The organism is Pseudomonas sp. B16(2017), assembly GCF_002113205.1.
Classification (GTDB): domain Bacteria; phylum Pseudomonadota; class Gammaproteobacteria; order Pseudomonadales; family Pseudomonadaceae; genus Aquipseudomonas; species Aquipseudomonas pharyngis.
Genome location: NZ_NEKA01000005.1, coordinates 108113 through 132760 on the forward strand (window position 1 = coordinate 108113; position 24648 = coordinate 132760).

The following is a 24648-nucleotide window of genomic DNA, read 5'->3' on the forward strand; positions in this document are numbered from 1 at the left end:
CCCTCCCCAAGGATTTGAGGCGGCGGAATATAGGGTAAACAGGTATTCGTATCAATTGCGAAACATTACTATTCGCGACAAATTTACATTCTTTACAATTTAACCTTACGGTTTTTACCAGTTCATTCGTCTAGCGGGTTTTACACAGTCAATAAGAATCAATACCATTGGCATCCTTTTGCCATCTGGTGACGTCGCCATGCTCCTGCACATCCCCGCGCTGTTCGAGAAAGACGAAGTGCAGCGTATTCGCGAGGCGCTGGAACAGGCCGACTGGGCCGATGGCAAGATCACCGCCGGCTATCAATCGGCCAAGGCCAAGCACAATCTGCAACTGCCCGAAGGTCATCCGCTGGCCAAGGAAATCGGCGCGGCGATGCTCGAACGGCTGTGGAAAAATCCGTTGTTCATGTCTGCCGCGCTGCCGCACAAAGTATTTCCGCCGTTACTCAACTGCTACACGGCGGGCGGCAGTTTCGATTTTCACATCGACAATGCCGTACGCCAGCCCAAGGGCAGCATCGAGCGGGTACGCACTGATCTGTCGGCCACGCTGTTTTTCAGCGAGCCGGAGGACTACGACGGCGGCGAGCTGGAAATCCAGGACACCTTCGGCACCCAGCGGGTAAAACTGCCCGCCGGCGATATGGTGCTGTACCCCGGCACCAGCCTGCACAAGGTCAACGCGGTGACTCGCGGTGCGCGCTATGCCTCGTTCTTCTGGACTCAAAGCCTGGTGCGCGAGGACAGCCAACGCGCGTTGCTGTTCGAGATGGACGGTGCGATCCAGCAGCTTACCCAGGACATGCCCGATCACCCTTCGCTGATCCGCCTCACCGGCACCTATCACAACCTGCTGCGTCGCTGGGTCGAGGTATAAGTGGCGGACTTTCGGTTGCGCCGCAAGGAAGTCCTCGACGGCGAACGCCTCACGGCCATGCTCGAAGAAAGCCCTGCCCGCGCGGCTCAGGCGATTCTGATCGCGGCGGGTGAGGGCGTGCTGGAAGCGCAGGCGCTGCTTGGGCAGATCCTGATCGATGGTCACGGGATTGCTCAGGATCAGCCGCTGGCCTTGCGCTGGTTTGAAATCGCCGCAGGGCAAGGTCATCTGATGGCGCGTAACATGCTCGGTCGCTGCCATGAGCACGGATGGGGTTGTGTGGCCGACGCAGCGATTGCCGCCCAGCAATATCGCGTTGCAGCGGATGCCGGGCTGGATTGGGCGATGTATAACCTGGCCAACCTGCTGGCAACCGGGCGCGGTGTTGCGGTCGATCATCTTCAGGCCATGGCGCTGTATCAGCGCGCGGCAGAGTCCGGGCATGCCAAGTCGATGAACCTGCTCGGGCGTTATCTGGAAGAGGGGCAAGTGTGCCCGGCGAATCCGGCAGCGGCCCGTGACTGGTATCGACGTTCGGCCGAAGGCGGAGACTTTCGCGGGCAGTTCAGCCACGCGGCAGTACTGGCGGCTGAGGGGCGCGTCGATGAGGCGCTGGCCTGGCTGGAGAAAGCGCTGACCGGCGGCAACCTGAATTTCCTGCGCGTGGCCAGCCAGACGTTGGCAAGCGCAACCGATCCGCGAATCCAGGTACTGGCGCAGGCCTACGCTCGCCGTTGCGCCGAGTTACAGGACACCTGAATCGCAGCCACAAAAAAGCCCATGACACGTCATGGGCTTTTGCTTACCGCAGTACTATTTACACGTAAAACGATTTCAGCGGCGGGAAGCCGTTGAACTCTACCGCGCTGTAACTGGTGGTGTACGCACCGGTCGACAGCCAGTACAGGCGATCACCGATCGCCAGGTTCAGCGGCAAACCGTACTTGTAGTTCTCGTACATGATGTCGGCGCTGTCGCAGGTCGGGCCGGCGATCACGACTTCTTCCATCTCGCCTTTCTTCTCGGTCCAGATCGGGAACTTGATCGCTTCGTCCATGGTTTCGATCAGGCCGGAGAACTTGCCCACATCGGTATAAACCCAACGCTCGACGGCGGTGCGGGATTTACGCGCGACCAGCACCACTTCGCTGACCAGGATGCCGGCGTTGGCGATCAGCGAACGGCCCGGCTCCAGAATGATTTCCGGCAGGTCATCACCGAAGTCTTCCTTGAGGAAGCGGATGATTTCTTCGGCATAGGTTTCCAGGCTGTTGGTGCGGGTGATGTAGTTGGCCGGGAAGCCACCGCCCATGTTGATCAGCTTCAGATGGATGCCGTCTTCTTCCTTCAGGCGCTCGAAGATCACTTTGACCTTGGCGATGGCGGCGTCCCAGACGCTGATGTCACGCTGTTGCGAACCGACGTGGAAGGAGATGCCGTATGGCACCAGGCCCAGGTCGCGGGCGAGGATCAGCAGGTCCATGGCCATGTCGGTCTGGCAGCCGAATTTGCGCGACAGCGGCCAGTCGGCGGTGGTCGAGCCTTCGGTCAGGATGCGCACATAGACTTTGGCGCCCGGTGCGGCCTTGGCGATGTTGCGCAGGTCGGCTTCCGAGTCGGTGGCGAACAGACGCACGCCCTTCTCATAGAAGTAGCGAATGTCCTTGGACTTTTTGATGGTGTTGCCGTAGCTGATCTGGTCCGGGCTGACGCCACGGCTCAGCACTTTGTCCAGCTCATAGATCGAGGCGATGTCGAAGCTCGAACCTTTCTCTTTGAGCAGGTCGATGATCTCGACGGCCGGGTTGGCCTTGACCGCGTAGTAGACCTTGGCGAATTCGAAACCGGCGCGCAGGTCATCGTAGGCCTGGGCGATCATCGCGGTGTCGATCACCACGAACGGGGTTTCCTGTTTGTCGGCGAACGCCTTCATTTTCTGAAAGGTTTCGCGCGCGAAATAGTCTTCGACCTGGATCGACATACTTGGGACTCCTAGTGGCAAACGTCGTTAATCAATGGGTGCAAATGAACGTCCTCCGTATCCCCACTTTGGTTCGCCTACTTCCCAAGGCATGTCGCCGAAAGCAAAAAGGCCATGGGAAGCGGCGTGCCCTTGGCCTTGCTGTCTCGTCGTCAGTACTTGAGCCGGATGGATCGTTTCCAGCATGGACGTTCGGCGCGAACTTTAGGGCGTGAGGGGCCTGAGATCAACAAAAAATGTCGCGTTTCTGCACACTTCCGTCGTGCGGTGCCGCTCAGTCACTGGTGTAACCGACCTGCATGACAGGCTGATGTTCCCCTTGTCGTCACTTTCCGGTGGATTGCATGCGCAGTCCGCCTATAACCCTGCACGTTTTAACTCCGAAAAAATATCGCCGTAGCGTCACCTACTGTCATTTATGACAGGTGCTTAATTTCGTGATTGTTATTAGGGTGAATGCACAGCCATCACGCTGAAATGAGTTGAAGTGTCAGTTCTGAAAATTTCAATTTTCAGGCATCTACCTGCATGTAAGGAAGTTGCGAGTCTGCAGCAGGCAACTTGGTTTTGTAGAGGGTGATTGAGATGAAGCGAATAATTTTATGGATGTTTGTATTATTGCTGTCAGGGTGCGCTACTCACGAACTTTCGCCCAAGGTTGACTCTGATCAAGGTACCTCCGGTGTTCAATCCGCTGACACTGGAACTCTGGCTACAGGGCCCGAGATCGCGGGGTATTTGACCGAGGCCTATCACAACAAGATAAACATGTGTCGTGCCAATCCCAGCGCGCCACCGTTCCTGTGCAGCGGGGTATTGCTGAGAGCGACCCAGAACTCCACAGGGTTTCATTTCTGGAATCCTAACCCAAGCTCTACCGGTGTTTCTTTTTCCTGGCTGCGTGCGGATGCAAAGTTCGGAAAGTTAGTCTTCGGGTATAATAACGGCTTTATTTTTTATCCTTATTTTTTTAAACCTGCGGGCAAGATCGAACCGGAAATCCTGTGTTTTTTTCCGGTGGACGGTGCAACGACCCTCCGTGCAGACAAAGGGTGCGGGACTTACCCTGGGTTTCCCACCAGCGCTCCATGCCAATCGCAGAATATAAATACGGCTGTGCAATACCTGGCTCATTACAACAGTCTGCCGAGCAAATACCACACCCTGTGTGGATTCGATGTGCGCGACTATCTGAATCAGGGCGCGACGACTGCTTTCAATGAAGCGGTGAAAGCACAAGGGCAAGGTGGAACCTTCGCGTTCAACACGCAAAACGAGTTTCGGCTGGAAAAGTGGGGGCAGAATCTGGGAGCGACTTTGCCGATAGAAGCGGTGTTCTACCTCAACGATACAGGCAAGGCCGGTGCACAATATGATCAGCGTGATTTCAAGACGCAAACCGGTATCTGGATTCCAATGATTCGGATAACCCTTCCACAGACGCCAGCAGCCGACGCGACATTCCAGTACATCCCCGCCGATCAGGCCATTTCCTCCTGAACAAAAAAGGGCGGTGCTTATCCACAAGCACCGCCCTTTTTTACAGACCGTTCTTCACGTCAACGCAACTTCCGCCGGCGACACGATGCTGGTCTTGCCCCCTCGGGATTTACCCGAACTCAGATACTCGGCAATTGACTCCTGAGTCACCTCGCCAAGGAACACCCGCTCGGCATCCATCACTGGCAGCCATGAGCGATTGAACTCGTACATGCGCGACAACAGGATGCGCAAATGCTCGTCGTAGGCAGCCGTGGCGTTGAACTCGCGCAGGAACTGCGCACAGGTGCCGGTCTGACGGTGCAGGTCACGACGGCGCACATAACCCAGTGCCTTGTTCTCAGCGTCAGTGACGACGACATAGCGACGGTCATGTTCGTCCATCAACTCCAGCGCGTCGGTCACCGGGGTTTCCGGGCTCACCGACGGCGCGTTGTCCGCCGCGTCTTCGGCTTTCACCAGCAGCAGACGTTTGAGGGTGCTGTCCTGACCGACGAAGTTGCTCACGAAATCGTCCGCCGGATGAGCGAGCAGGGTGTCCGGATGGTCGATCTGCAACAGCTTGCCGGCGCGGAAGATCGCGATCTTGTCGCCGAGCTTGATCGCTTCGTCGATGTCATGGCTGACCATGATCACGGTCTTGTTCAGTGCGCGTTGCATCTCGAAGAACTCGTTCTGGATCATCTCGCGGTTGATCGGGTCCACCGCGCCGAACGGTTCGTCCATCAGCAGCAGCGGTGCATCCGCCGCCAGCGCACGGATCACGCCGATCCGTTGCTGCTGGCCGCCGGACAGCTCACGCGGGTAGCGATGCAGATACTGCTTGGGTTCAAGCTTGATCATGCTCATCAGTTCGCGGGCGCGGTCATGGCATTTCTGTTTGTCCCAGCCGAGCAGTTTCGGCACGACGACGATGTTCTCTTCGATGGTCATGTTCGGGAACAGACCGATCTGCTGGATCACGTAGCCGATGTTGCGGCGCAACGTCACCTCGTCGAGGTCGGTGGTGTCTTCGCCGTTGATCAGGATCTTGCCCGAGGTCGGTTTGATCAGGCGGTTGATCATTTTCAGCGTGGTGCTTTTGCCGCAGCCCGATGGCCCGAGGAACACACAGATTTCGCCTTCATTGACGGTCAGGCTTACCGAGTCCACGGCTTTCACATCTTTGCCGTTGCTTTGGAAGGTCTTGCTGAGGTTTTGAAGTTCGATCATTTGAGGAGTCCTTTTGGAGTCAGCGAACGTTGCAGCCACTGCAAAATGAGGTCGGCGAAGATCGCCAGAAGACTGACCAGCAGCGCGCCGACGATGAGCATCGACATGTCACTGCGGCTGATGGAAGCGAGGATCAGTACACCGAGGCCGCCGGCGCCGATAGTCGCGGCGATGGTCATCACGCCGATGTTCATCACCACGGCGGTGCGTACGCCGGCGAGGATCACCGGCACGGCGATCGGCAACTCGACCATGCGCAGGCGCTGGCCGAAGGTCATGCCGATGCCGCGAGCGGCTTCGCGAATGCCCGGCTCGACGCCGGTCAGGGCGAGGTAGGTGTTGCGCATGATCGGCAGCAGTGAATAAAGGAACACGGCGGTGATCGCCGGCATCGGGCCGAGGCCCTGGCCGAATTTCGAGTAGAACGGCAGCAGCAGGCCGAACAGGGCAATCGACGGAACGGTCAGCAGCACCGTGGCGCTGGCCTGCAAGGGGCCGGCGAGGCTCGGGAAACGTGTCATCAGGATGCCCAGCGGCACGCCGATGAGGATTGCCAGGCTGACGGCAATGCCGACCAGGGTGATGTGCTGCCAGGTCAGGTGCATCACCTGCTGCCAGTCGAGGTGGGAAAAGGCGTTCAGGAATTCCATGGCTTTTCCTCCTTTAGTTCAGTGGATGCTGGCGCAGGAAGTCGGCAGCGACTTTCGACGGGCTCTCGTGATCGACATCGACCCGCGCGTTGAGCTGGCGCATGGTTTCGTCGTCGAACAGCTCGGCCAGCGGCTTGAGTTGCTCCGCCAGTTGCGGGTGCGCGTCGAGGTAGGCCTGACGCACGACCGGTGCGGCGGTGTAGTCCGGGAAGTAATGCTTGTCGTCTTCCAAAAGCTTCAGGCCGAAGGCGTTGAGGCGACCGTCGGTGGTGTAGACCAGACCGGCAAACACCTGACCGTTACGCAGCGCGGTGTAGACCAGCCCCGCGTCCATCTGCCGGATGTTCTTGCGGGTCAGGTTCATGTCGTAGAGCTTGACCATGCCGTCCAGACCGTCGGAGCGGTTGGCGAACTCGGTGTCCAGCGCCACCAGATGATTAGTTTTGGCTTCAGCGCGCAGCACTTCGTTCAACTGGCTGATGGTGTGGATCTGCGGATATTCCTCGGCCACGGTTTTCGGCAGGGCGAGGGCGTAGGTGTTGCTGAATTTCGACGGTGTCAGCCAGACCAGGCCTTTTTTCGCGTCGAGTTCTTTCACCCGGGCGTAGGACTGTGCGCTGTCGAGTTTCTCGGTGACATGGTTGTAGGCCACCAGCGACACGCCGGTGTACTCCCAGAGCATGTCCAGTTGTCCGGTTTCGTGGGCGCTGCGGGCCAGGTTACTGCCCAGACCGCCGGTGATCTGCGCGTCGTAGCCTTTGCTGCGCAGGTATTGCGCGGTGATTTCCGCGAGCAGGGTTTGCTCGGTAAATACTCGGGCGCCGAGGCGAATCACCGGTTTTTCGGCGGCTTGGGCGATCCCTGCGAAGAGCAGCACGCAGCCCAGAATCAAACTAAGTCTTTTCATAAAAATTCCTTCGCAAAGCCTCAAGACGGGCGCAAACCGCGTTCCAGCCAGAGACGGCTGGCGAGGGTGACCACGCCATCGAGCAGCAGGGCCAGCAGCGCAGTGCACGCGGCGCCGAGCAGCAGTTGCGGCTGATTGTTCAGGGCGATGCCGGGGAAGATCAGGCTGCCGAGGCTGTTGGCGCCGATCAGGAAGGCCAGCGGCGCGGTACCGACGTTGATCGCCAGCGCCACCCGCACACCGCCGACGATGATCGGCACGGCGTTGGGCAACTCGACTTTCCACAGCACCTGGCGCGGGGTCATGCCGATGCCGACAGCGGCCTCTTTCAGCGAGCCCTGGACGTTTTTCAGGCCTTCGTAGGTGTTGCGCACAATCGGCAACAGCGAGGCGAGGAACAGGGCGAAGATCGCCGGACCGCTGCCGATGCCGAGAATCCCCAGGGCAATCGCCAGCACGGCCAGCGGCGGCACGGTGTTGCCGATGTTGAAGATCTGCATGAAGCGTTCAGCGCGGCCGACCATGGTCGGGCGGCTCAGGAAGATACCGGCGGGGAGGCCCACGACAAGGGCGGCCAGCATTGAGGCGAGGACGAGAATCAGATGAGCTTGCAGGTAAAACAACAAATCGTCGCGGTAGTGTTCGATCGTGTTGATGCCGATCCAGTGGACCAGCAGGGCCAGGAGCGCGATCACCACCGCACCTCCCATCAGCCCTTTGCCATAGCGGATAGCCACAGGCGGACTCCTTTTTTTAGTCGGCGAACGCAGTCCCGTGTTCAGTGGCCGGGGTGGTCAATTTTGTTAGCCCAACTTCGGCGCCAGAAGTTCATATCCTGCGTTGCTGTTCCTCGCCATAGCGAGCTATGACTCGTCACAGCGCCTTGGCTATGAACTGCTGGCATACAAATTTGAGCCAACAAAATTGACCACCCCGGCCACCTGCCAAGCCTTGGCTGCCGGGAGAGTCGTTCGCGAGAAGCAGCTTTTTTTCAGCCCGGCAAAAGCGGCCTGAAAGCGAGCCATGAGCGCAGCCTCGTCAGGCTAACTTGCTGATTTTTCAGCCCCTGACGAATTGTCGTAACAGGGGATGGACGTCTCCGTGCTTTAAAAGGTTCCCATCCGAGGCAGCATTTGGCCACCCTTAATGTGCTCAACGGTTCGGTTATTGAATCGAGTTGGGCTATAATCGCCGCCCTTTTTTGAATCACCGCCAGGCGATTTCCCATGACCAGACAGGCCGCCGAAGTCGCGAAACGCCGCACTTTCGCCATTATTTCCCACCCCGATGCCGGTAAAACCACCATCACCGAAAAGCTCTTGCTGATGGGCAAGGCGATTGCCGTGGCCGGTACGGTGAAATCCCGTAAATCCGACCGCCACGCGACATCCGACTGGATGGAGATGGAAAAGCAGCGGGGCATCTCGATCACCACGTCGGTCATGCAGTTCCCGTATCGCGAACACATGATCAACCTGCTCGACACCCCGGGCCACGAAGACTTCTCCGAAGACACCTACCGCACCCTGACCGCGGTGGACTCGGCATTGATGGTTCTCGACGGCGGTAAAGGTGTAGAGCCACGTACCATCGCGCTGATGGACGTCTGCCGTCTGCGTGACACGCCGATCGTCAGCTTCATCAACAAACTCGACCGTGACATCCGCGACCCGATCGAACTGCTCGACGAAATCGAAGCCGTCCTGAAGATCAAGGCCGCGCCGATCACCTGGCCGATCGGTTGCTACCGCGACTTCAAGGGCGTGTACCACTTGGCCGACGACTACATCATTGTCTACACCGCCGGTCACGGTCATGAACGCACCGAAACCAAGATCATCGAGAAGCTCGACTCCGACGAAGCCCGCGCTCACCTGGGCGACGAGTACGAGCGTTTCCTCGAGCAGCTGGAACTGGTGCAGGGCGCCTGCCACGAGTTCAACCAGCAGGAGTTCCTCGACGGTCAACTGACCCCGGTGTTCTTCGGTACTGCATTGGGCAACTTCGGGGTCGACCATGTCCTCGACGCTGTGGTCGACTGGGCGCCGCGTCCGCTGCCACGTGTGGCCAACGAGCGTACCGTGGAGCCGGTGGAAGAGAAGTTCTCGGGCTTCATCTTCAAGATCCAGGCGAACATGGACCCGAAACACCGCGACCGCATCGCCTTCATGCGTATCTGCTCCGGCAAGTACGAGAAAGGCATGAAAATGCGCCACGTGCGTACCGGCAAGGACGTGCGCATCGGCGACGCCCTGACGTTCTTCTCCTCCGAGCGTGAACAGCTGGAAGAAGCGTACGCCGGCGACATCATCGGTCTGCACAACCACGGCACGATCCAGATCGGCGACACCTTCAGCGAAGGCGAAACCCTGGGCTTCACCGGTATCCCGCACTTCGCCCCGGAACTGTTCCGCCGCGTACGCCTGCGCGATCCGCTGAAATCCAAGCAACTGCGCCAGGGCCTGCAACAGTTGGCCGAAGAAGGCGCGACCCAGGTGTTCTTCCCGGAGCGCAGCAACGACATCATCCTCGGCGCCGTCGGCGTGCTGCAGTTCGATGTGGTCGCCAGCCGCCTGAAAGAGGAATACAAGGTCGAGTGCTCCTACGAGCCGATCACCGTGTACTCCGCGCGCTGGATCGAATGCAGCGACAAGAAGAAGCTCGAGGAATTCTCCAACAAGGCGGTGGAAAACCTGGCACTGGACGGCGGCGGTCACCTGACCTACCTCGCGCCGACGCGGGTCAACCTGGCCCTGATGGAAGAGCGCTGGCCGGACGTGAAATTCCGTGCGACGCGCGAGCATCACTAAGCGCTGATTGGCGACACCCGAAAGCCCACTGATAAAACAGTGGGCTTTTTTTTGCGTGTTGATCAAGTATGCGAACTCATTCAAGTCGGGCGCAGGCGTCTGGTCCGATCACCAAGGGAGCAATCGAATGACAGGGAGGCTCGCTCATCTGCTTCGGCCCAACGGCTATTTCAGCCTGATGGCCTGGGTGCTGGCGGCGCTGCTGTTCATCAATCGCCTGAGCAGCATGGTCAAGCTGTTCATGGCGTTGTACTTGCGGCAAGAGTTGGGGCTGGCGATCGAAACGGTCGGCTGGCTGCTGTCGGCGTATGGCGGAGGTCTGCTGATCGGCTCGATGCTCGGCGGATGGCTCAGTGACCACGTCCGCACGGCGCGACTGACGGCGGCGCTGTTCTTTGTCTCTGCTTGGGTTCTGGTCTTGCTGGGGCTGGTCACGCAAGTGCCATTCCTGGCCGGGTTGCTGTTGCTCAGCGGCACTCTCGATGGGGCGATCCGCACCCTGCATCAGCGACTGATCATGGAGTATTGCGAGGTTGCGCATCGCCCACGGGCGCAGGCCTTGAGTCGCATTGCCCGGAACCTCGGGATGGCCGCTGCAGGTGTGGCGGGCGGTGTTCTGGCACAGGTGGATTTTCGCTGGGTGTTTTTCATCAGCGCCGGGCTCACGCTGCTGGCGTTGCTCTGGTTTGTCCGCACGACCTGGCGCCGGCCGGTGCTGATCGCTGACGAGGCGCCACAGGCGCAATCGAGTTCGGGCCTTCCCTATCGCGACAAACCCTTCCTCTGGCTGCTGGCGGCGACCGTCCTTCTTGGCATGGCGTTCGACACGGTCTACAGCACCTTGGGCAACTATCTTCGCGACTATTACCGTTTGAGCACCGAGGCCATCGGCTGGCAGTTCGCGATCAACGCGATTCTGGTGGTAGCGCTGCAGATTCCCATGTCGCACTGGGGGGAACGCTGGGGCGCGCGTCGGCCATTGATCGCCGGTTGTGTGCTGCTGGCGGTCGGACTCGGCATGTTGCCGCTGGGTTCCGGCTTGTTTTATGCCTGTCTCTCGACAGTCATCTGGACGCTGGGGGAGGCGTTGTTCATGCCACCGTTGAATGTGCTGGTGATGCAGCATGCGCAAACCGGAAAAAGTGGCCGTTACTTCGGACTGTTCTTCATGGCGTGGAGTGCGAGTTCGCTCTTGTCGCCGGTGTTGGGTGGGCAGCTCTATGGGCAGTTCGGTGGCCACAGTGTCTGGCTGGCGAGTGCCGTGCTGGCCTTGCTGACAGTGCCGCTGATTTATCAGGCAACGCGCATTCGAGCCACGCAAGGTGCAGACGCTTAGCCGATCCGGTTATGAGCGTTATTCGAAAGCGGTCTGTCCACGCATGGCATTTCCGGGCATTGGTCAGCGTCCTATCTGGTGAACCCGGCGGATCGGAACTAGATTTCAATCAGCGTCAGGTCAGCATGAATTTCTCACCTGGAACAGGATGGACTCGGCTATGAAAAGCAGGTTGCTACGGATTTTGCTGCTGTTGAAAGTGATGGTGATGCTGTCCCTCGGCACCGCGACGGCCTGGGCCGAGTGCGAGGATCACGATACCCAGGCGTCCAGCGGGCAGGTGGGGCACAGCGCGCTGATGCTGGCCAAGTCCGAGTCCGAGCCGGGCGATCAGGGCCAGGGTGGCAGCGCCGACGATGACGACTCGACCACCGACGAGCCTGACTCCGATGATCCGGATGAGGGCGACAGCCAGACGTAGATTCCGGACAAAAGAAAACCCCTTCTTTCTCGACTGATGCGCAATCGAGGCAGAAGGGGTTGGGTCAACTCATCAACAACCCGCCCCGGGAAACGGGGCGGGTTTTCTCATGCCGCGCCGTCGAGGAATTGCTCGGCGTAGTGGCACGCGACCTGACGCGTGTCGAGCTGGCGCAGGGCCGGCTCTTCGCTGCTGCAACGCGCGGTGGCGTATGGGCAGCGCTTGTGGAACGCGCAGCCAGGCGGCGGGTTCAGCGGGTTGGGCAACTCGCCGACGATCTTGATTTTCGGCTTGTCCGGATCCGGATGGATGGTTGGGGTCGCCGACAACAGCGCCTGGGTGTACGGGTGCAGAGGACGGGCATAGATGTCGTGCTTCGGACCGATTTCCACCGGGCGACCGAGGTACATCACCATCACGTCATCGGCCACGTGCTGCACCACCGCCAGGTTGTGCGAGATGAACACGTAGCCGGTGTTGAACTCCTGCTGCATGTCCATGAACAGGTTCAGCACCTGCGCCTGGATCGACACGTCCAGCGCCGAGGTCGGTTCGTCCGCCACCAGCACTTTCGGTTGCAGCATCATGGCGCGGGCCAGCGCGATGCGCTGACGCTGACCGCCGGAGAACATGTGCGGATAACGCTGGTAGTGCTCGGGACGCAAGCCGACCTGCTTCATCATCGCCTGGACTTTCTCGCGACGTTCGGCGGCCGACAGGTTGGTGTTGATCAGCAGCGGCTCGGCCAGCTGATCACCGATTTTCTGCCGTGGGTTCAACGATGCGTACGGGCTCTGGAACACCATCTGCACGTCTTTGCGCAGTTGCTTGCGCTGAGCCTTGTCGGCGCCGGCCACTTCTTGCCCGGCGATTTTCAGGGAGCCGGATGACGGCTCTTCGATCAGGGTCAGGGCGCGGGCGAGGGTGGATTTGCCGCAGCCCGATTCACCGACGACGGCGAGGGTCTTGCCGGCTTCCAGCTCGAACGACACGCCGTTGAGGGCGCGCACGGTGGCGTGACCCTTGAACAGGCCACGGGAGACTTCGTAGTGACGGGTCAGGTCGCGGGCGGTAAGTACGACGGCCATTACGCCACCTCCTGGTTCAGCGGATAGAAGCAGCGGGCGAGGCTGTGGCTTTTCGGGTCAAGGGTCGGACGCTGCGCGCGGCAGCTGTCCTGCACGTACGGGCAGCGCGGCGACAGCAGGCAGCCTTGCGGGCGGTCATAACGGCCGGGAACGATGCCCGGCAGCGTGGCCAGACGCTCGGCACCCTGGCTGTGCTCCGGAATCGCCTTGAGCAGCGCTTCGCTGTACGGGTGCGCCGGGATGTCGAACAGTTGTGGCACCTGCCCGACTTCAACGGCCTGGCCGGCGTACATCACGCACACGCGCTGGGCGGTTTCGGCCACCACGGCGAGGTCGTGGGTGATCAGCACCAGACCCATGTTCTGCTCTTTCTGCAACGCCAGCAGCAGATCCATGATCTGTGCCTGAATCGTCACGTCGAGTGCGGTGGTCGGTTCGTCGGCGATCAGCAGCTTCGGTTCGCCGGCAATCGCCATGGCAATTGCCACACGCTGGCTCATGCCGCCGGACAGTTGATGCGGGTAGGCGTCCATACGGCTAGCGGCGCCCGGGATCTCGACTTTTTCCAGCAGTTCGATCGCACGCTTGCGCGCTTGCTTGCCGGACATTTTCAGGTGCAGGCGCAGCACTTCTTCGATCTGGAAACCCACGGTGTAGCTCGGGTTCAGCGCGGTCATCGGGTCCTGGAACACCATCGCCAGGTCTTTGCCGACGATCTGCCGACGCTGACGGTTGTTCAGCTTGAGCATGTTCTTGCCGTCGAAGCTCAGGGCGTCGGCGGTGACGATCCCCGGGTGCTCGATCAGGCCCATCAGCGCCATCATGGTCACGGACTTGCCGGAACCCGACTCGCCCACGATCGCCAGGACTTCGCCCTTGTCGACTTTCAGGTCGAGGCCGTCGACGACCGGGGTGGCGTTCTTGTCGCCGAAGCGAACGTTGAGATTCTTGATTTCTAACAGTGACATGGGAATCTCCTCAGGCGGCGTTCTTGAGTTTCGGGTCCAGCGCATCGCGCAGGCCGTCGCCCATCAAGTTGATTGCCAGCACGCTGAGCAAAATGGTCAAACCAGGCAGACTCACCACCCACCAGGCGCGTTCGATGTAGTCGCGGGCCGAAGCCAGCATGGTGCCCCACTCAGGGGTTGGCGGCTGGACGCCGAGGCCGAGGAAGCCCAGGGCGGCGGCATCGAGGATCGCCGAGGAGAAGCTCAACGTCGCCTGGACGATCAGCGGTGCCATGCAGTTCGGCAGCACGGTGATGAACATCAGGCGTGGCAGACCGGCACCGGCCAGGCGCGCGGCGGTCACGTAGTCGCGGTTCAGCTCACCCATCACGGCGGCACGGGTCAGACGCACGTAGGACGGCAAGGACACCACGGCAATCGCGATCACGGTGTTGATCAGGCCAGGGCCGAGGATGGCGACGATGGCCACGGCCAGCAGCAGCGACGGCAGGGCCAGCATGATGTCCATCAGACGCATGATGGTCGGGCCGACCACTTTCGGGAAGAAACCGGCGAACAGACCCAGCAGGATCCCCGGGATCAGCGACATCACCACCGACGACAGACCGATCAGCAGCGACAGGCGCGAACCCTGGATCAGACGCGACAGCAGGTCGCGACCGAGTTCATCGGTGCCGAGCAGGAATTGCATCTGACCGCCTTCGAGCCACGCCGGCGGCGTCAGCAGGAAGTCACGGTATTGCTCGCTCGGGTTATGCGGGGCGACCCACGGCGCGAAGATCGCGCAGAAAATCACCAGCAGCATGAACAGCAGGCCGGCGACGGCGCCCTTGTTCTTGGCGAAAGCCTGCCAAAACTCTTTGTACGGTGACGGGTACAGCAGACTTTGATCCACGGCGGTGGCGGCGGTGACTACTGAGGAAGTTGGAGTGCTCATGGGTATTGACCTCAGCGCTGATGACGGATGCGTGGGTTGGCAAAGCCGTAGAGGATGTCCACCACGAAGTTGACCAGAATCACCAGGCAGGCGATTAACAGGATGCCGTTTTGCACAACCGGGTAGTCCCGGGCGCCGATGGCTTCGATCAGCCATTTACCGATGCCGGGCCAGGAGAAGATGGTTTCGGTCAGGACCGCACCGGCCAGCAGGGTGCCGACCTGCAGGCCGACCACGGTCAGCACCGGGATCAGCGCGTTGCGCAGGCCGTGGACGAACACCACGCGCGACGGCGACAGGCCTTTGGCCCTGGCGGTACGGATGTAGTCTTCACGCAGCACTTCGAGCATCGACGAACGGGTCATCCGCGCGATCACCGCCAGCGGAATGGTGCCCAGCACGATGGCCGGCAGGATCAGGTGGTGCAGGGCATCGAGGAACGCGCCCATGTCATCGGCCAGCAGAGTGTCGATCAGCATGAAACCGGTGCGCGGCTCGATGTCGTAGAGCAGGTCGATCCGCCCGGACACCGGGGTCCAGCCCAGGCTCACCGAGAAGAACATGATGAGGATCAGGCCCCACCAGAAAATCGGCATCGAGTAGCCCGCGAGGGAGATGCCCATCACCCCGTGGTCGAACAGGGATCCTCGCTTGAGGGCCGCGATCACCCCGGCCAAGAGGCCCAGGATGCCGGCGAACAGCAGGGCGGCCATGGACAGTTCCAGGGTCGCCGGGAAGAGGGAGGTGAACTCGGTCCATACGCTCTCACGGGTGCGCAGGGATTCGCCGAGGTCGCCGTGGGCCAGTTTGCCGATGTAGTCCAGGTACTGGGCGTACAGCGGTTTGTTCAGACCGAGGCGTTCCATTGCCTGAGCGTGCATTTCGGGGTCGACCCGACGTTCGCCCATCATCACTTCCACGGGGTCGCCGGGAATCATGCGAATCAACGCGAAAGTCAGCAAGGTGATGCCGAAAAACGTGGGGATCAACAACCCCAGTCGGCGGGCAATAAAACTAAACATCGTGTGTGGTACCTCATCAGCCGGTTAGGCGTGCCCGGTTTCCCTGGGGTCAGGGAAACCGGGAGTTTTCTTATCTACTTCACCTGGGTGGTGGCGAAGTTATTGGTTGTCAGAGGGCTGATGTGATAACCCTCTACGTTGTTGCGCATTGCGGTGAACATGCGGGTGTGGGCCATGCTGATCCACGGCTGATCCTGATTGAACAGCACTTGAGCCTGTTCATACAGCCTGGCGCGTTCGGCCGGATCTACTTTAGCCCGTGCTTCGTCGAGCAGGGCCTGGAATTTCTCGTTGCACCAGCGCGCGTAGTTTTCGCCGTTCTTCGCCGCTTCGCAACTGAGCATAGGCGTCAGGAAGTTATCCGGGTCGCCGTTGTCGCCCGCCCATCCGGCCGAGACCATGTCGTGCTCGCCGGCCTTGGCGCGTTTGAGCATCTCGCCCCATTCCATCACGCGGATGTCGATCTTGATCCCGACTTTCGCCAGGTCAGCCTGCATCATCTGCGCGCCGAGCATCGGGTTCGGGTTGGTCGGGCCGCCACCGTTGCGGGTGAACAGGGTGAACGTGGTGCCTTCCGGTACTCCGGCTTCCTTGAGCAGGGCACGGGCCTTGTCGAGGTCACGTGGCGGGTTTTTCAGCTCGTGGTTGTAGCCCAGCAGGGTCGGCGGGTACGGATTGACCGCAACGGTCGCGTTGCCCTTGCCGAACAGGGCGTTGACGTAGGCTTCCTTGTCGAACGCGATGTCGATTGCTTTGCGCACCCGCACGTCGCTGATGTACTTGTGCTGGGTGTTCATGGCGACGTACGAGACAGTCATCGCATCCAGTTCATCGACTTTCAGGTTGCTGTCTTTCTTGATGCTCGGGATGTCATCCGGTTTCGGGTACAGCGCGATCTGGCACTCGTTGGCCTTGAGTTTCTGCAAGCGCACGTTGTTGTCGGTGGCGATCGCCAGGATCAGCGCGTCAGCCGGCGGCTTGCCACGGAAATAGTCCGGGTTGGCCTTGAAGCGAACCTGGGCGTCCTTGTTGTAGCGCTGGAAGATGAACGGCCCGGTGCCGACCGGTTTGTTGTTCAGGTCGCCGGTCTTGCTGGCCTTGAGCAACTGGTCGGCGTACTCGGCCGAATAGATCGAGGAGAACGCCATGGCGATGTCGGCCAGGAACGGCGCTTCGCGGCGGGTCAGGGTGAACTTGACGGTGTTGTCGTCGACTTTCTCGACGCTTTTGAGCAGTTCCTTGAAGCCCATGCTTTCAAAATACGGGAAGCCCACGCTCGACAGCTTGTGCCACGGGTGATTCGGGTCCAGCTGACGCTGGAAACTCCAGACCACGTCGTCGGCGTTCAGGTCGCGGGTCGGCTTGAAATATTCGGTGGTGTGAAACTTGACGCCTTTGCGCAGGTGGAACGTGTAGGTCAGGCCGTCTTCGCTGATGTCCCAGGATTCGGCCAGCGCCGGAATCACTTCGGTGGTGCCGGGCTTGAAGTCCGCCAGACGGTTGAAGATGGTTTCGGCCACCGCGTCGGCAGTGACTGCAGTCGTGTACTGGACCATATCGAAGCCTTCCGGACTGGCTTCGGTGCAGACCACCAAGGGTTTGGCCGAGACGCCGACAGCGACACTCAGCAACGCAGCCGCGATGGCCGCACGTAGGGGAAGCATTTTCATCAAGAACCCTCTGCAATCGGTTGAAGACAAAAAGCCGAACGGCCGACTCGTCACTGAGTCAGCCGTCGGCTGGCGGTTTTACAGGATGTTGAATGGAACGGTGGTCACCAGACGGAACTCGTTGATGCTGCCGTCAGCCTGGTTTTCGCTGGCGCGGTGCGCGGTGTAGGTCGCGCGAACGGTGGTTGCCTTCAGAGGACCGCTCTGTACGGCATAAGCGGCACCGATCCCGTATTCATAGTGATGCTCGCCGTCCATCGACTGCACGCCATCGTAGCCGCCACCCTTGTAGTGAGTGCCGTCGATGCCCCAGCCGCGGGCCTGGTAGATGTTGAACTTCAGGCCTGGCACGCCGTATTCGGCCATGTTCAGACCGTAGGCCACCTGGAAGGATTTCTCGTTCGGGCCGTTGAAGTCCGACAGCAGGGAGTTGGCCAGGTAGATGCCGTTGGTTTCGTGCAGGTAGTCGAAGTACTCGTTACCGTTCACTTCCTGGTAGGAGAAGGTCAGGGTATGCGCCTGGTGGGTCAGACCGAACGACAGGGAGTAGGTGTCGTTGTCGATTTCACCGAGTTTTTTCTTACCTTCGTCCACGGTCTTGTAGTAGTTCAGACCGGTGGTCAGGGCCAGAACCGAGCTGTCCCCCAGTACGTGGGTGGCGCCGAAGTAGTACTGGTTCCACAGGTCTTCGGCCTGGGTGCCCCACAGGCTGGTAGTCAGGCTGGCGAACGGCTGGTACGAGATACCGCCGGTGTGAACGTGGTCGGCTTCGGCATCGATCGCGCCGTATTCGGAGCGGAATTTGCTCAGGCTTTCTTCGGTACGCGGCGACACGCGGTCGAACGAGGCCAGGTCGAAGGACAGGTTGTTCAGTTCTTCGCTGTGGATCGCGATACCTTCGAAGCTCGATGGCAGCGGACGGTTGCCGATCACGTCAACCTGCGGGCTGCTGAAGTTCATGCGACCGGCGGTCAGGGTGGTGTTGGAGATCCGCGCCTTGACGTTGGCCAGGCCGACTTTGCTCCACTGGCCCTGGGCTTCGCCGCCTTCACGGGTCAGGGTACGGTTGTTGCCCGCGCCTGGACGGGTGCCCGGTGCGCCGCCGTTGTTGGCCGCCAGGTTCTCGCGGTCACGCTCCAGCGCGATGGCGTTGTACGCCGCCACTTCGGTGCTGAAACCGACGGTGCCTTCGGTGAAGCCCGAGTTGTACTTGACGATGGTGCCTTGCACCCAGTTGATACGGCGGTCGGTCGGGGTGGCCACACCATCCTTGCGATAGGTGAACTTGCCGCCGCGTTTCAGTTGTTCGTTGGCGTACCAGTTACGGGTCGTGCCGCTGATTGTGGAGCCTTCGAGAAAGCCGGTGGCTTCAGCCTGGGCGCTCTTCTCGTTGACGGTCACCGGAGTGAACGCCTGGCTTTGGGTTTCCGCATAAGCCGTGGCGGTGATGCTGCTGATGGCCAGGGCCAGTATCGCGGTATTGCTCAGTTTCATGGGTGAAGCTCCTTTACTTTCTTTTTATGCCGGCTTTTTTGGGTTGGCCGGTTATTGGTTTAGAACTCATTCACACATCGCAAACGTTTGCAAAAGGCCTGATTGGCGAATTTCGGCAAAGCGCTTGCGTGAGGGGGTAGACGGCCCCCTCAGCATTGCGGCTAATCGGTTTTTTGTTTAATCGATGCTGACACCCGAAAACACGTTGCGACCGAACGGGCTCACCTTGAACCCTTCGACCTTGGCGCTCAGCGGCTGGTTGACCGTCGAGTGGGCGACAGGCGTGATCGGCACTTGCTGCTTGAGCAGTTGCTGGGCCTGTTTGTAGAGCACGGTGCGCTGGTCACGGTCGGTGACGACCTTGGCCTGTTTGATCAGCTTGTCGTAAGCCGGATCGCACCACATGGAGTAGTTGTTGCCGCCGATGGCATCGCAGCTGTACAGCGTGCCGAGCCAGTTGTCCGGATCCCCGTTGTCACCGGTCCAGCCGATCAGGCTCACGTCGTGCTCGCCATTCTTGGTGCGCTTGATGTACTCGCCCCATTCGTAGCTGACGATCTTCACTTTCAGACCGATCTTGGCCCAGTCGGCCTGGAGCATTTCGGCCATCAGTTTGGCGTTCGGGTTGTACGGCCGTTGTACCGGCATCGCCCACAGGGTGATCTCGGTGCCTTCCTTGACGCCTGCAGCCTTGAGCAGCTCTTTGGCTTTTTCCGGGTTGTAGGCGGCGTCCTTGATCGTGTCGTCGTAGGACCATTGGGTCGGCGGCATGGCATTGACGGCCAGTTGGCCGGCGCCTTGATAAACAGCGTTGAGAATCCCCTGTTTATTCACCGCCATGTCCAGCGCCTGACGCACTTCGAGCTGGTCGAATGGCTTGTGGCGCACGTTGTAGGCGATATAGCCGAGGTTGAAGCCTGGTTTCTCGATCAATTGCAGTTTCGGGTCGTTCTTCAGTGCCGGCACATCGGCCGGACGCGGGTGCAGGGTGACCTGACATTCACCGGCCTTGAGCTTCTGCACACGTACCGAGGCGTCAGTATTGATCGCGAAAATCAGGTTCTTCAGCTTCACCCGGCTCGGATCCCAGTAGTGCGGGTTGCCGGTGTAGCGAATGTTCGAGTCTTTCTGGTAGCTCTTGAACACGAACGGGCCAGTGCCGATCGGCTTCTGGTTGATGTCGCTCGGCTTGCCTTCGGCCAGCAGCTTGTCGGCGTATTCGGCGGACAGAATGGCGGCGAAGCTCATGGCGATGTTCTGGATGAACGCGGCGTCGACGCTGTTGAGCGTGAACTGCACGGTCAGCGGCCCGGTCTTCTCGACCTTGGCGATGTTCTTGTTGAGGCTCATCCCGTTGAAATACGGGAACTCGGTCGGATAAGCCTTACGGAAAGGCTGTTGCGGATCGAGCATGCGGTTAAACGTGAACAGCACGTCGTCGGCGTTGAAATCGCGTGTAGGTTTGAAGTACGGCGTTGTATGAAATTTCACCCCTTCACGCAGGTGAAAGGTGTACTTGAGGCCGTCCTCGGAAATATCCCAGCTGGTTGCGAGGCCCGGTACTACACCGGTCGCGCCTTTTTCGAACTCGGCCAGGCGGTTGTACAGCGGTTCGGCGGCGTCGTTATCGGTCGCCGTCGTGTACTGCGCGGTATCGAAACCGGCCGGGCTGCCTTCGGAGCAGAACACCAGACTGTCGCTGGCGGCGAAACTGGCGGACGTGGCGGCCAACAGGCCAGCGCCCAGCAATGCGGAAAAAACCAAGGTATGGCGCATGACGCTCCCTCTTTTTTAGTGTTTTTCAATGCGCCGCGATCCCGTCCAGGGACGTTGTAGCTGCATTGAGCTCAAACCGAAACGAACAGCAAAAACCGAAAGCCCACGCAGTCACTGGTCAGAACCCGACGGTAGGGGCCGTGGGTCTGGCAGTAAATGCGCTGAGTCCTAAAGACTCGTAGGAAAAGGCGACACGTCCTAAACCATCCCGGTCAGACGGGCTGGAAAAGGTTGTAGGCAAATTCCTTACTTCTCGGCAAAAAAAACAGCGGCGACGCTGAAAACGTCGCCGCTGCCTCTTTTATTTGCTGACGCTGACGCCGTAGAAGGAGTTCAAGCCGAATGGGCTGATCTTGAAGTCCTGCACGTTGGCGCGCATGGGTTGATACACCGTCGAGTGAGCGATAGGTGTCATAGGGACTGCATCTTTGAGGACGTGCTGCGCCTCTTTGTAGAGTTCGGTGCGCTTGGCCTGGTCAGTGGTGCGCTTGGCTTCTTTCACGAGGCCGTCGAATTTCTTGTCGCACCATTTGGAGAAGTTGTTGCCGCTCAGCGAGTCGCAACCAAACAGCACGTTGAGCCAGTTGTCCGGATCACCATTGTCACCGCTCCAGCCAATCAGCATGCCCTGGTTCTCGCCACCCTTGGAGCGCTTGATGTACTCGCCCCACTCGTAGCTTTGAATCTTCACGTTCAGACCGATTTTCTTCCAGTCGGACTGGAGCATTTCGGCCATCAGTTTGGCGTTCGGGTTGTACGGACGCTGAACCGGCATCGCCCACAGAACGATCTCGGTACCTTCCTTGACGCCGGCTTCCTTGAGCAGCTGCTTGGCTTTCTCAGGATCGTACTTGGCGTCCTTGATGGTGGTGTCGTAGGACCACTGGGTCGGTGGCATGGCGTTGACGGCCAGTTGGCCCGCGCCCTGGTAAACCGAGTCGATGATCTGTGGCTTGTTGACCGACATGTCCAGCGCTTGGCGCACACGCAGGTCAGCCAGCGGGTTAGGCTCGTTGCTGCCCTTGACCTTGTCCATCACGTTGTAGGCGATGTAGCCCAGGTTGAAGCCGGCCTGGTCAGGCATCTTCAGCGCAGGATCGGCTTTCAGTGCCGCGAGGTCGGCCGGACGCGGGAACAGGGTGACCTGGCACTCGTTCTTCTTCAGCTTCTGGATACGTACCGACGGGTCGGTGGTGATGGCGAAGATCAGGTTGTCGATCTTCACGTCTTCAGGCTTCCAGTACTCCTTGTTGCCGGTGTAGCGGATGTTGGAGTCTTTCTGGTAGCTCTTGAACACGAACGGACCAGTGCCGATCGGCTTCTGGTTGATGTCGGCAGCCTTGCCTTCTTTCAGCAGCTGGGCTGCGTACTCGGCGGACTGGATCGACGCGAAGCTCATGGCCATGTTCTGGATGAACGCGGCGTCGACTTCTTTCAGAGTGAACTTGACGGTGTGGTCGTCGACTTTATCGATCTTGGTGATGTTGGTGTCCATCCCCATGTCGGTGAAGTACGGGAATTCGGTCGGGTACGCCTTACGGAACGGGTCATCCTTGTTAATCATGCGATTGAAGGTGAACAGCACGTCGTCGGCGTTGAACTCACGAGTCGGCTTGAAATACGGGGTGGTGTGGAACTTGACGCCTTCACGCAGGTGGAAGGTGTAAGTCAGGCCGTCATCCGAGATGTCCCACTTGGTCGCCAGACCAGGAATCACGGCGGTACCGCCACGCTCGAACTGGGTCAGACGGTTGAACATGGTTTCGGCTGAGGCGTCGAAGTCGGTTCCGGTGGTGTATTGGCCTGGATCGAAACCGGCCGGGCTGCCTTCGGAGCAGAACACCAGGTTAGTCGCAGCGGTGGCGAAAGGTGCGGAGGCTAACAAGCCTGCGCCGACTAAAAACGGAATGACCGCGTGTTTAAGCATGTTGGCCTCATGATTTGTTGTCATTTTTTAGTAGTGAGGTACGACCTCGTGAGTCGTGCCTGCGGATACTTATGCAGGGCCCATACCCAATGCAAGATCCAGAGCGCTCGGCGGCGTCAAAGCGTGGCACGAACGTACCTTAATGTCGCATCCGTATAACTTCTGACGCATTTGACCGTTTGCGGGCGGTTTTTACGGTGCAAATGGAGCCCCAAAACGGTGCATTGGTCACGCTGTGCGCGCCGGATTGGGGCCGGGTGTTACTTATTTATACCCACGCCATAGAAGGGGGTTAGACCGAACGGGCTGATCTTGAAGTCGCTGACTTCCTTGCGCAGCGGCTGGAACACCGTGGAGTTGGCGATCGGCGTGATCGGCACCTGCTGTTTAAGGATCAGTTGCGCCTGTTGATACAGTTTTACCCGTTGCGATTTATCGGTGGACACTTTGGCCTGCTGCACCAGCTTGTCGTAGGCCGGGTCGCACCATTTGGCGTAGTTGCTGCCCTTCACCGCCGCGCAGCTGTACAGCACGCCCAGCCAGTTGTCGGGGTCGCCGTTGTCACCGGTCCAGCCGTAGATCATCGCGTCGTGCTCGCCATTCTTGGCGCGCTTGATGTACTCGCCCCATTCATAGCTGACGATGTTGGCCTTGATACCGATCTTCTCCCAATCCTGCTGGATCATCTGTGCCGACATCCGCGCATTCGGGTTCGAGGCGCGCTGCACGGTCATGGCCCAGAGGTTGATGGTTATACCCGGTGCAACCCCGGCTTCCTTGAGTAGCGCTTTGGCTTTCACAGGGTCATGCGGTGCGTCTTTTATGTTCGGATCGAACGACCATTGCGCTGGCGGCAAGGCGTTTTGCGCCAACTGCCCTGCACTCTGGTAAACCGCCTTGATGATCGCCGGTTTGTCGATGGCCATATCCAGTGCCTGGCGCACTTTGAGCTGATCCAGCGGTGGATGAGTGGTGTTATAGGCGAGGAAGCCGAGGTTGAAACCGGCCTGTTTCAACACCCGCAGATTCGGGTCTTTTTCCATCACTTCGATGTCGGCGGGGCGCGGGTAGCCGCTGACCTGGCATTCGCCGGTCTTGAGCTTTTGCAGGCGGACGGCGGCGTCCGGGGTGATCGAGAACACCAGGTTGTCGAGCTTCACGTCCTCTGGTTTCCAGTAGTCCTTGTTCGCGGCGTAGCGGATCTGCGCGTCCTTCTGGTAGCGCTTGAACACGAACGGGCCGGTGCCGACCGGTTTCTGGTTGAGGTCTGCTGCTTTGCCTTCCTTCAGCAATTGGGCGGCGTATTCGGCCGATTGCACCGAGGCGAAGCTCATGGCGAGGTTTTGCACGAACGCGGCATCGACGTTGTTCAGGTTGAAGCGCACGGTGTTGTCGTCGAGTTTTTCCACGGATTTGATTGTTGTGTTCAGGCCCATGTCGGTGAAGTACGGGGACTCGGCGGGGTAGGCCTTGCGAAAGGCGTTGTCCGGGTCGAGCAGGCGCTGGAAGGTGAACAGGACGTCGTCAGCGTTGAAGGTTCGGGTCGGGGTAAAGTAATCGGTGGTGTGGAATTTTACGTTTTGGCGCAGGTGGAAGGTGTACTGGAGGCCGTCCGGGCTTACGTCCCATTTGGTCGCCAGACCGGGTTCGACTTCGGTGCCGCCGCGTTTGAATTGGGTGAGGCGGTTGAAGACGGTTTCGGCGGAGGCGTCGAAGTCGGTGCCGCTGGTGTATTGGCTGGGGTCGAAGCCGGCGGGGCTGGCTTCGGAGCAGTAGACCAGGGTTGTTGCTGCGTTTGCGAAGGGTGCGGTAGTTGCCAGGGCGAGGGTGATCAGGAGTGGTTTCAGGGTGAGTCTTTGCATGTCTGGCCCGTGGGTTTTTAGGTGGTTGTTGTTTGAGGTTAGCGGGGATTTGGGGGTGTTCGGAAATATCGTTTTTTGAGGGGATGCGTCTATCTCGGTATATCTGGGCTTGTGTACATATCCGTTGCTGCGGTAACGGCTTCTTATGGTTCCGCTCTTACAGCGGGTCACTTTGGCAAACGCCCCAAAGTAACCAAAGGTCTTGGG

Annotated in this window: 20 protein-coding genes; 6 read left to right on the forward strand and 14 right to left on the reverse strand. The window is 59.6% G+C overall.

All coding sequences use genetic code 11. The features are described 5' to 3' along the window. Positions 1-199 precede the first annotated feature (199 nt). Together CAG25_RS10160 and CAG25_RS10165 are read left to right on the forward strand one after the other, a co-directional pair. The gene (locus CAG25_RS10160) at positions 200-880 is read left to right on the forward strand and encodes a Fe2+-dependent dioxygenase (RefSeq protein ID WP_039769208.1); all 681 of its coding nucleotides are present in this window, start codon (positions 200-202) and stop codon (positions 878-880) included. Next, positions 881-1639, forward strand: coding sequence for a tetratricopeptide repeat protein (locus CAG25_RS10165; protein ID WP_256575335.1), 759 nt, complete (start codon positions 881-883; stop codon positions 1637-1639). Between the two features lie 58 nt (positions 1640-1697). Here the strand turns inward: CAG25_RS10165 and CAG25_RS10170 are convergent, their stop codons facing one another. Next, on the reverse strand, positions 1698-2861 hold the full coding sequence (locus tag CAG25_RS10170; RefSeq protein ID WP_039769212.1) for a type III PLP-dependent enzyme: 1164 nt from the start codon (positions 2859-2861) through the stop codon (positions 1698-1700). Between the two features lie 585 nt (positions 2862-3446). Between CAG25_RS10170 and CAG25_RS10175 the strand changes: the two genes are divergently transcribed. Then, positions 3447-4361: a hypothetical protein gene (locus CAG25_RS10175; protein ID WP_085611310.1), complete on the forward strand. Its 915-nt coding sequence runs from the start codon at positions 3447-3449 to the stop codon at positions 4359-4361. Between the two features lie 54 nt (positions 4362-4415). On the opposite strand, the gene CAG25_RS10180 is transcribed toward CAG25_RS10175, so the two are convergent. Genes CAG25_RS10180 through CAG25_RS10195 form a run of 4 tightly spaced genes read right to left on the reverse strand, consistent with a single transcriptional unit; the run spans position 4416 to position 7840 of the window. Beyond that, positions 4416-5573 carry a betaine/proline/choline family ABC transporter ATP-binding protein gene (locus CAG25_RS10180; protein ID WP_085611311.1) on the reverse strand — a complete coding sequence of 386 codons (1158 nt, stop codon included), beginning with the start codon at positions 5571-5573 and terminating at the stop codon, positions 4416-4418. Next, positions 5570-6223, reverse strand: a complete 654-nt coding sequence (locus CAG25_RS10185; RefSeq protein ID WP_007953690.1) for an ABC transporter permease — start codon at positions 6221-6223, stop codon at positions 5570-5572. Before CAG25_RS10185 ends, CAG25_RS10180 begins: the two co-directional genes overlap by 4 nt. Positions 6224-6236: 13 nt before the next feature. After that, positions 6237-7130: a glycine betaine ABC transporter substrate-binding protein gene (locus CAG25_RS10190; RefSeq protein WP_085611312.1), complete on the reverse strand. Its 894-nt coding sequence runs from the start codon at positions 7128-7130 to the stop codon at positions 6237-6239. Between the two features lie 20 nt (positions 7131-7150). After that, the gene (locus CAG25_RS10195) at positions 7151-7840 is read right to left on the reverse strand and encodes an ABC transporter permease (protein ID WP_172829515.1); all 690 of its coding nucleotides are present in this window, start codon (positions 7838-7840) and stop codon (positions 7151-7153) included. Between the two features lie 516 nt (positions 7841-8356). Between CAG25_RS10195 and CAG25_RS10200 the strand changes: the two genes are divergently transcribed. The 3 genes from CAG25_RS10200 (at position 8357) to CAG25_RS10210 (ending at position 11697) form a co-directional block, all read left to right on the forward strand. Beyond that, positions 8357-9940 (forward strand): peptide chain release factor 3, encoded by a 1584-nt coding sequence (locus tag CAG25_RS10200; RefSeq protein ID WP_011332431.1) that lies wholly within the window; start codon positions 8357-8359, stop codon positions 9938-9940. A gap of 127 nt (positions 9941-10067) precedes the next feature. Then, complete coding sequence (locus CAG25_RS10205; protein WP_085611313.1) at positions 10068-11276, forward strand: MFS transporter; 1209 nt, start codon at positions 10068-10070, stop codon at positions 11274-11276. Between the two features lie 160 nt (positions 11277-11436). Next, entirely contained in the window at positions 11437-11697 is a 261-nt protein-coding gene (locus tag CAG25_RS10210; RefSeq protein WP_064593354.1) for a hypothetical protein, read from the forward strand. A 107-nt stretch (positions 11698-11804) separates the two neighbouring features. On the opposite strand, the gene CAG25_RS10215 is transcribed toward CAG25_RS10210, so the two are convergent. The 9 genes from CAG25_RS10215 to CAG25_RS10255 form a co-directional block, all read right to left on the reverse strand. Continuing rightward, positions 11805-12785 (reverse strand): peptide ABC transporter ATP-binding protein, encoded by a 981-nt coding sequence (locus CAG25_RS10215; RefSeq protein ID WP_007953682.1) that lies wholly within the window; start codon positions 12783-12785, stop codon positions 11805-11807. Continuing rightward, positions 12785-13753 (reverse strand): ABC transporter ATP-binding protein, encoded by a 969-nt coding sequence (locus tag CAG25_RS10220; protein WP_064382563.1) that lies wholly within the window; start codon positions 13751-13753, stop codon positions 12785-12787. The genes CAG25_RS10215 and CAG25_RS10220 overlap by 1 nt, the downstream gene beginning before the upstream one ends. Before the next feature lie 10 nt (positions 13754-13763). Further along, the gene (locus tag CAG25_RS10225; protein WP_039769224.1) at positions 13764-14690 is read right to left on the reverse strand and encodes an ABC transporter permease subunit; all 927 of its coding nucleotides are present in this window, start codon (positions 14688-14690) and stop codon (positions 13764-13766) included. An 11-nt stretch (positions 14691-14701) separates the two neighbouring features. After that, on the reverse strand, positions 14702-15712 hold the full coding sequence (locus tag CAG25_RS10230) for an ABC transporter permease subunit (protein WP_047597886.1): 1011 nt from the start codon (positions 15710-15712) through the stop codon (positions 14702-14704). 74 nt (positions 15713-15786) lie between these two features. Continuing rightward, positions 15787-17382, reverse strand: coding sequence for an ABC transporter substrate-binding protein (locus CAG25_RS10235; protein WP_085611314.1), 1596 nt, complete (start codon positions 17380-17382; stop codon positions 15787-15789). A gap of 78 nt (positions 17383-17460) precedes the next feature. Further along, positions 17461-18876: an OprD family porin gene (locus CAG25_RS10240; RefSeq protein WP_085611315.1), complete on the reverse strand. Its 1416-nt coding sequence runs from the start codon at positions 18874-18876 to the stop codon at positions 17461-17463. A gap of 177 nt (positions 18877-19053) precedes the next feature. After that, positions 19054-20652, reverse strand: coding sequence for an ABC transporter substrate-binding protein (locus tag CAG25_RS10245; RefSeq protein ID WP_074691859.1), 1599 nt, complete (start codon positions 20650-20652; stop codon positions 19054-19056). 301 nt (positions 20653-20953) lie between these two features. Further along, positions 20954-22579: an ABC transporter substrate-binding protein gene (locus CAG25_RS10250; protein WP_064593358.1), complete on the reverse strand. Its 1626-nt coding sequence runs from the start codon at positions 22577-22579 to the stop codon at positions 20954-20956. A gap of 260 nt (positions 22580-22839) precedes the next feature. After that, entirely contained in the window at positions 22840-24441 is a 1602-nt protein-coding gene (locus tag CAG25_RS10255; protein ID WP_085611316.1) for an ABC transporter substrate-binding protein, read from the reverse strand. Positions 24442-24648 lie beyond the last annotated feature (207 nt).

Excerpts from the sequence above, each read along its gene's own strand:
- CAG25_RS10225 (WP_039769224.1), bottom strand. The coding sequence starts at position 14,690 with ATGAGCACTCCAACTTCCTCAGTAGTCACCGCCGCCACCGCCGTGGAT.
- CAG25_RS10240 (WP_085611315.1), bottom strand. The coding sequence starts at position 18,876 with ATGAAACTGAGCAATACCGCGATACTGGCCCTGGCCATCAGCAGCATC.
- CAG25_RS10215 (WP_007953682.1), bottom strand. The coding sequence starts at position 12,785 with ATGGCCGTCGTACTTACCGCCCGCGACCTGACCCGTCACTACGAAGTC.
- CAG25_RS10190 (WP_085611312.1), bottom strand. The coding sequence starts at position 7,130 with ATGAAAAGACTTAGTTTGATTCTGGGCTGCGTGCTGCTCTTCGCAGGG.
- CAG25_RS10250 (WP_064593358.1), bottom strand. The coding sequence starts at position 22,579 with ATGCTTAAACACGCGGTCATTCCGTTTTTAGTCGGCGCAGGCTTGTTA.
- CAG25_RS10200 (WP_011332431.1), top strand. The coding sequence starts at position 8,357 with ATGACCAGACAGGCCGCCGAAGTCGCGAAACGCCGCACTTTCGCCATT.
- CAG25_RS10235 (WP_085611314.1), bottom strand. The coding sequence starts at position 17,382 with ATGAAAATGCTTCCCCTACGTGCGGCCATCGCGGCTGCGTTGCTGAGT.
- CAG25_RS10170 (WP_039769212.1), bottom strand. The coding sequence starts at position 2,861 with ATGTCGATCCAGGTCGAAGACTATTTCGCGCGCGAAACCTTTCAGAAA.
- CAG25_RS10180 (WP_085611311.1), bottom strand. The coding sequence starts at position 5,573 with ATGATCGAACTTCAAAACCTCAGCAAGACCTTCCAAAGCAACGGCAAA.
- CAG25_RS10210 (WP_064593354.1), top strand. The coding sequence starts at position 11,437 with ATGAAAAGCAGGTTGCTACGGATTTTGCTGCTGTTGAAAGTGATGGTG.
- CAG25_RS10230 (WP_047597886.1), bottom strand. The coding sequence starts at position 15,712 with ATGTTTAGTTTTATTGCCCGCCGACTGGGGTTGTTGATCCCCACGTTT.
- CAG25_RS10195 (WP_172829515.1), bottom strand. The coding sequence starts at position 7,840 with ATGGGAGGTGCGGTGGTGATCGCGCTCCTGGCCCTGCTGGTCCACTGG.
- CAG25_RS10245 (WP_074691859.1), bottom strand. The coding sequence starts at position 20,652 with ATGCGCCATACCTTGGTTTTTTCCGCATTGCTGGGCGCTGGCCTGTTG.
- CAG25_RS10160 (WP_039769208.1), top strand. The coding sequence starts at position 200 with ATGCTCCTGCACATCCCCGCGCTGTTCGAGAAAGACGAAGTGCAGCGT.
- CAG25_RS10205 (WP_085611313.1), top strand. The coding sequence starts at position 10,068 with ATGACAGGGAGGCTCGCTCATCTGCTTCGGCCCAACGGCTATTTCAGC.
- CAG25_RS10220 (WP_064382563.1), bottom strand. The coding sequence starts at position 13,753 with ATGTCACTGTTAGAAATCAAGAATCTCAACGTTCGCTTCGGCGACAAG.
- CAG25_RS10185 (WP_007953690.1), bottom strand. The coding sequence starts at position 6,223 with ATGGAATTCCTGAACGCCTTTTCCCACCTCGACTGGCAGCAGGTGATG.
- CAG25_RS10255 (WP_085611316.1), bottom strand. The coding sequence starts at position 24,441 with ATGCAAAGACTCACCCTGAAACCACTCCTGATCACCCTCGCCCTGGCA.
- CAG25_RS10175 (WP_085611310.1), top strand. The coding sequence starts at position 3,447 with ATGAAGCGAATAATTTTATGGATGTTTGTATTATTGCTGTCAGGGTGC.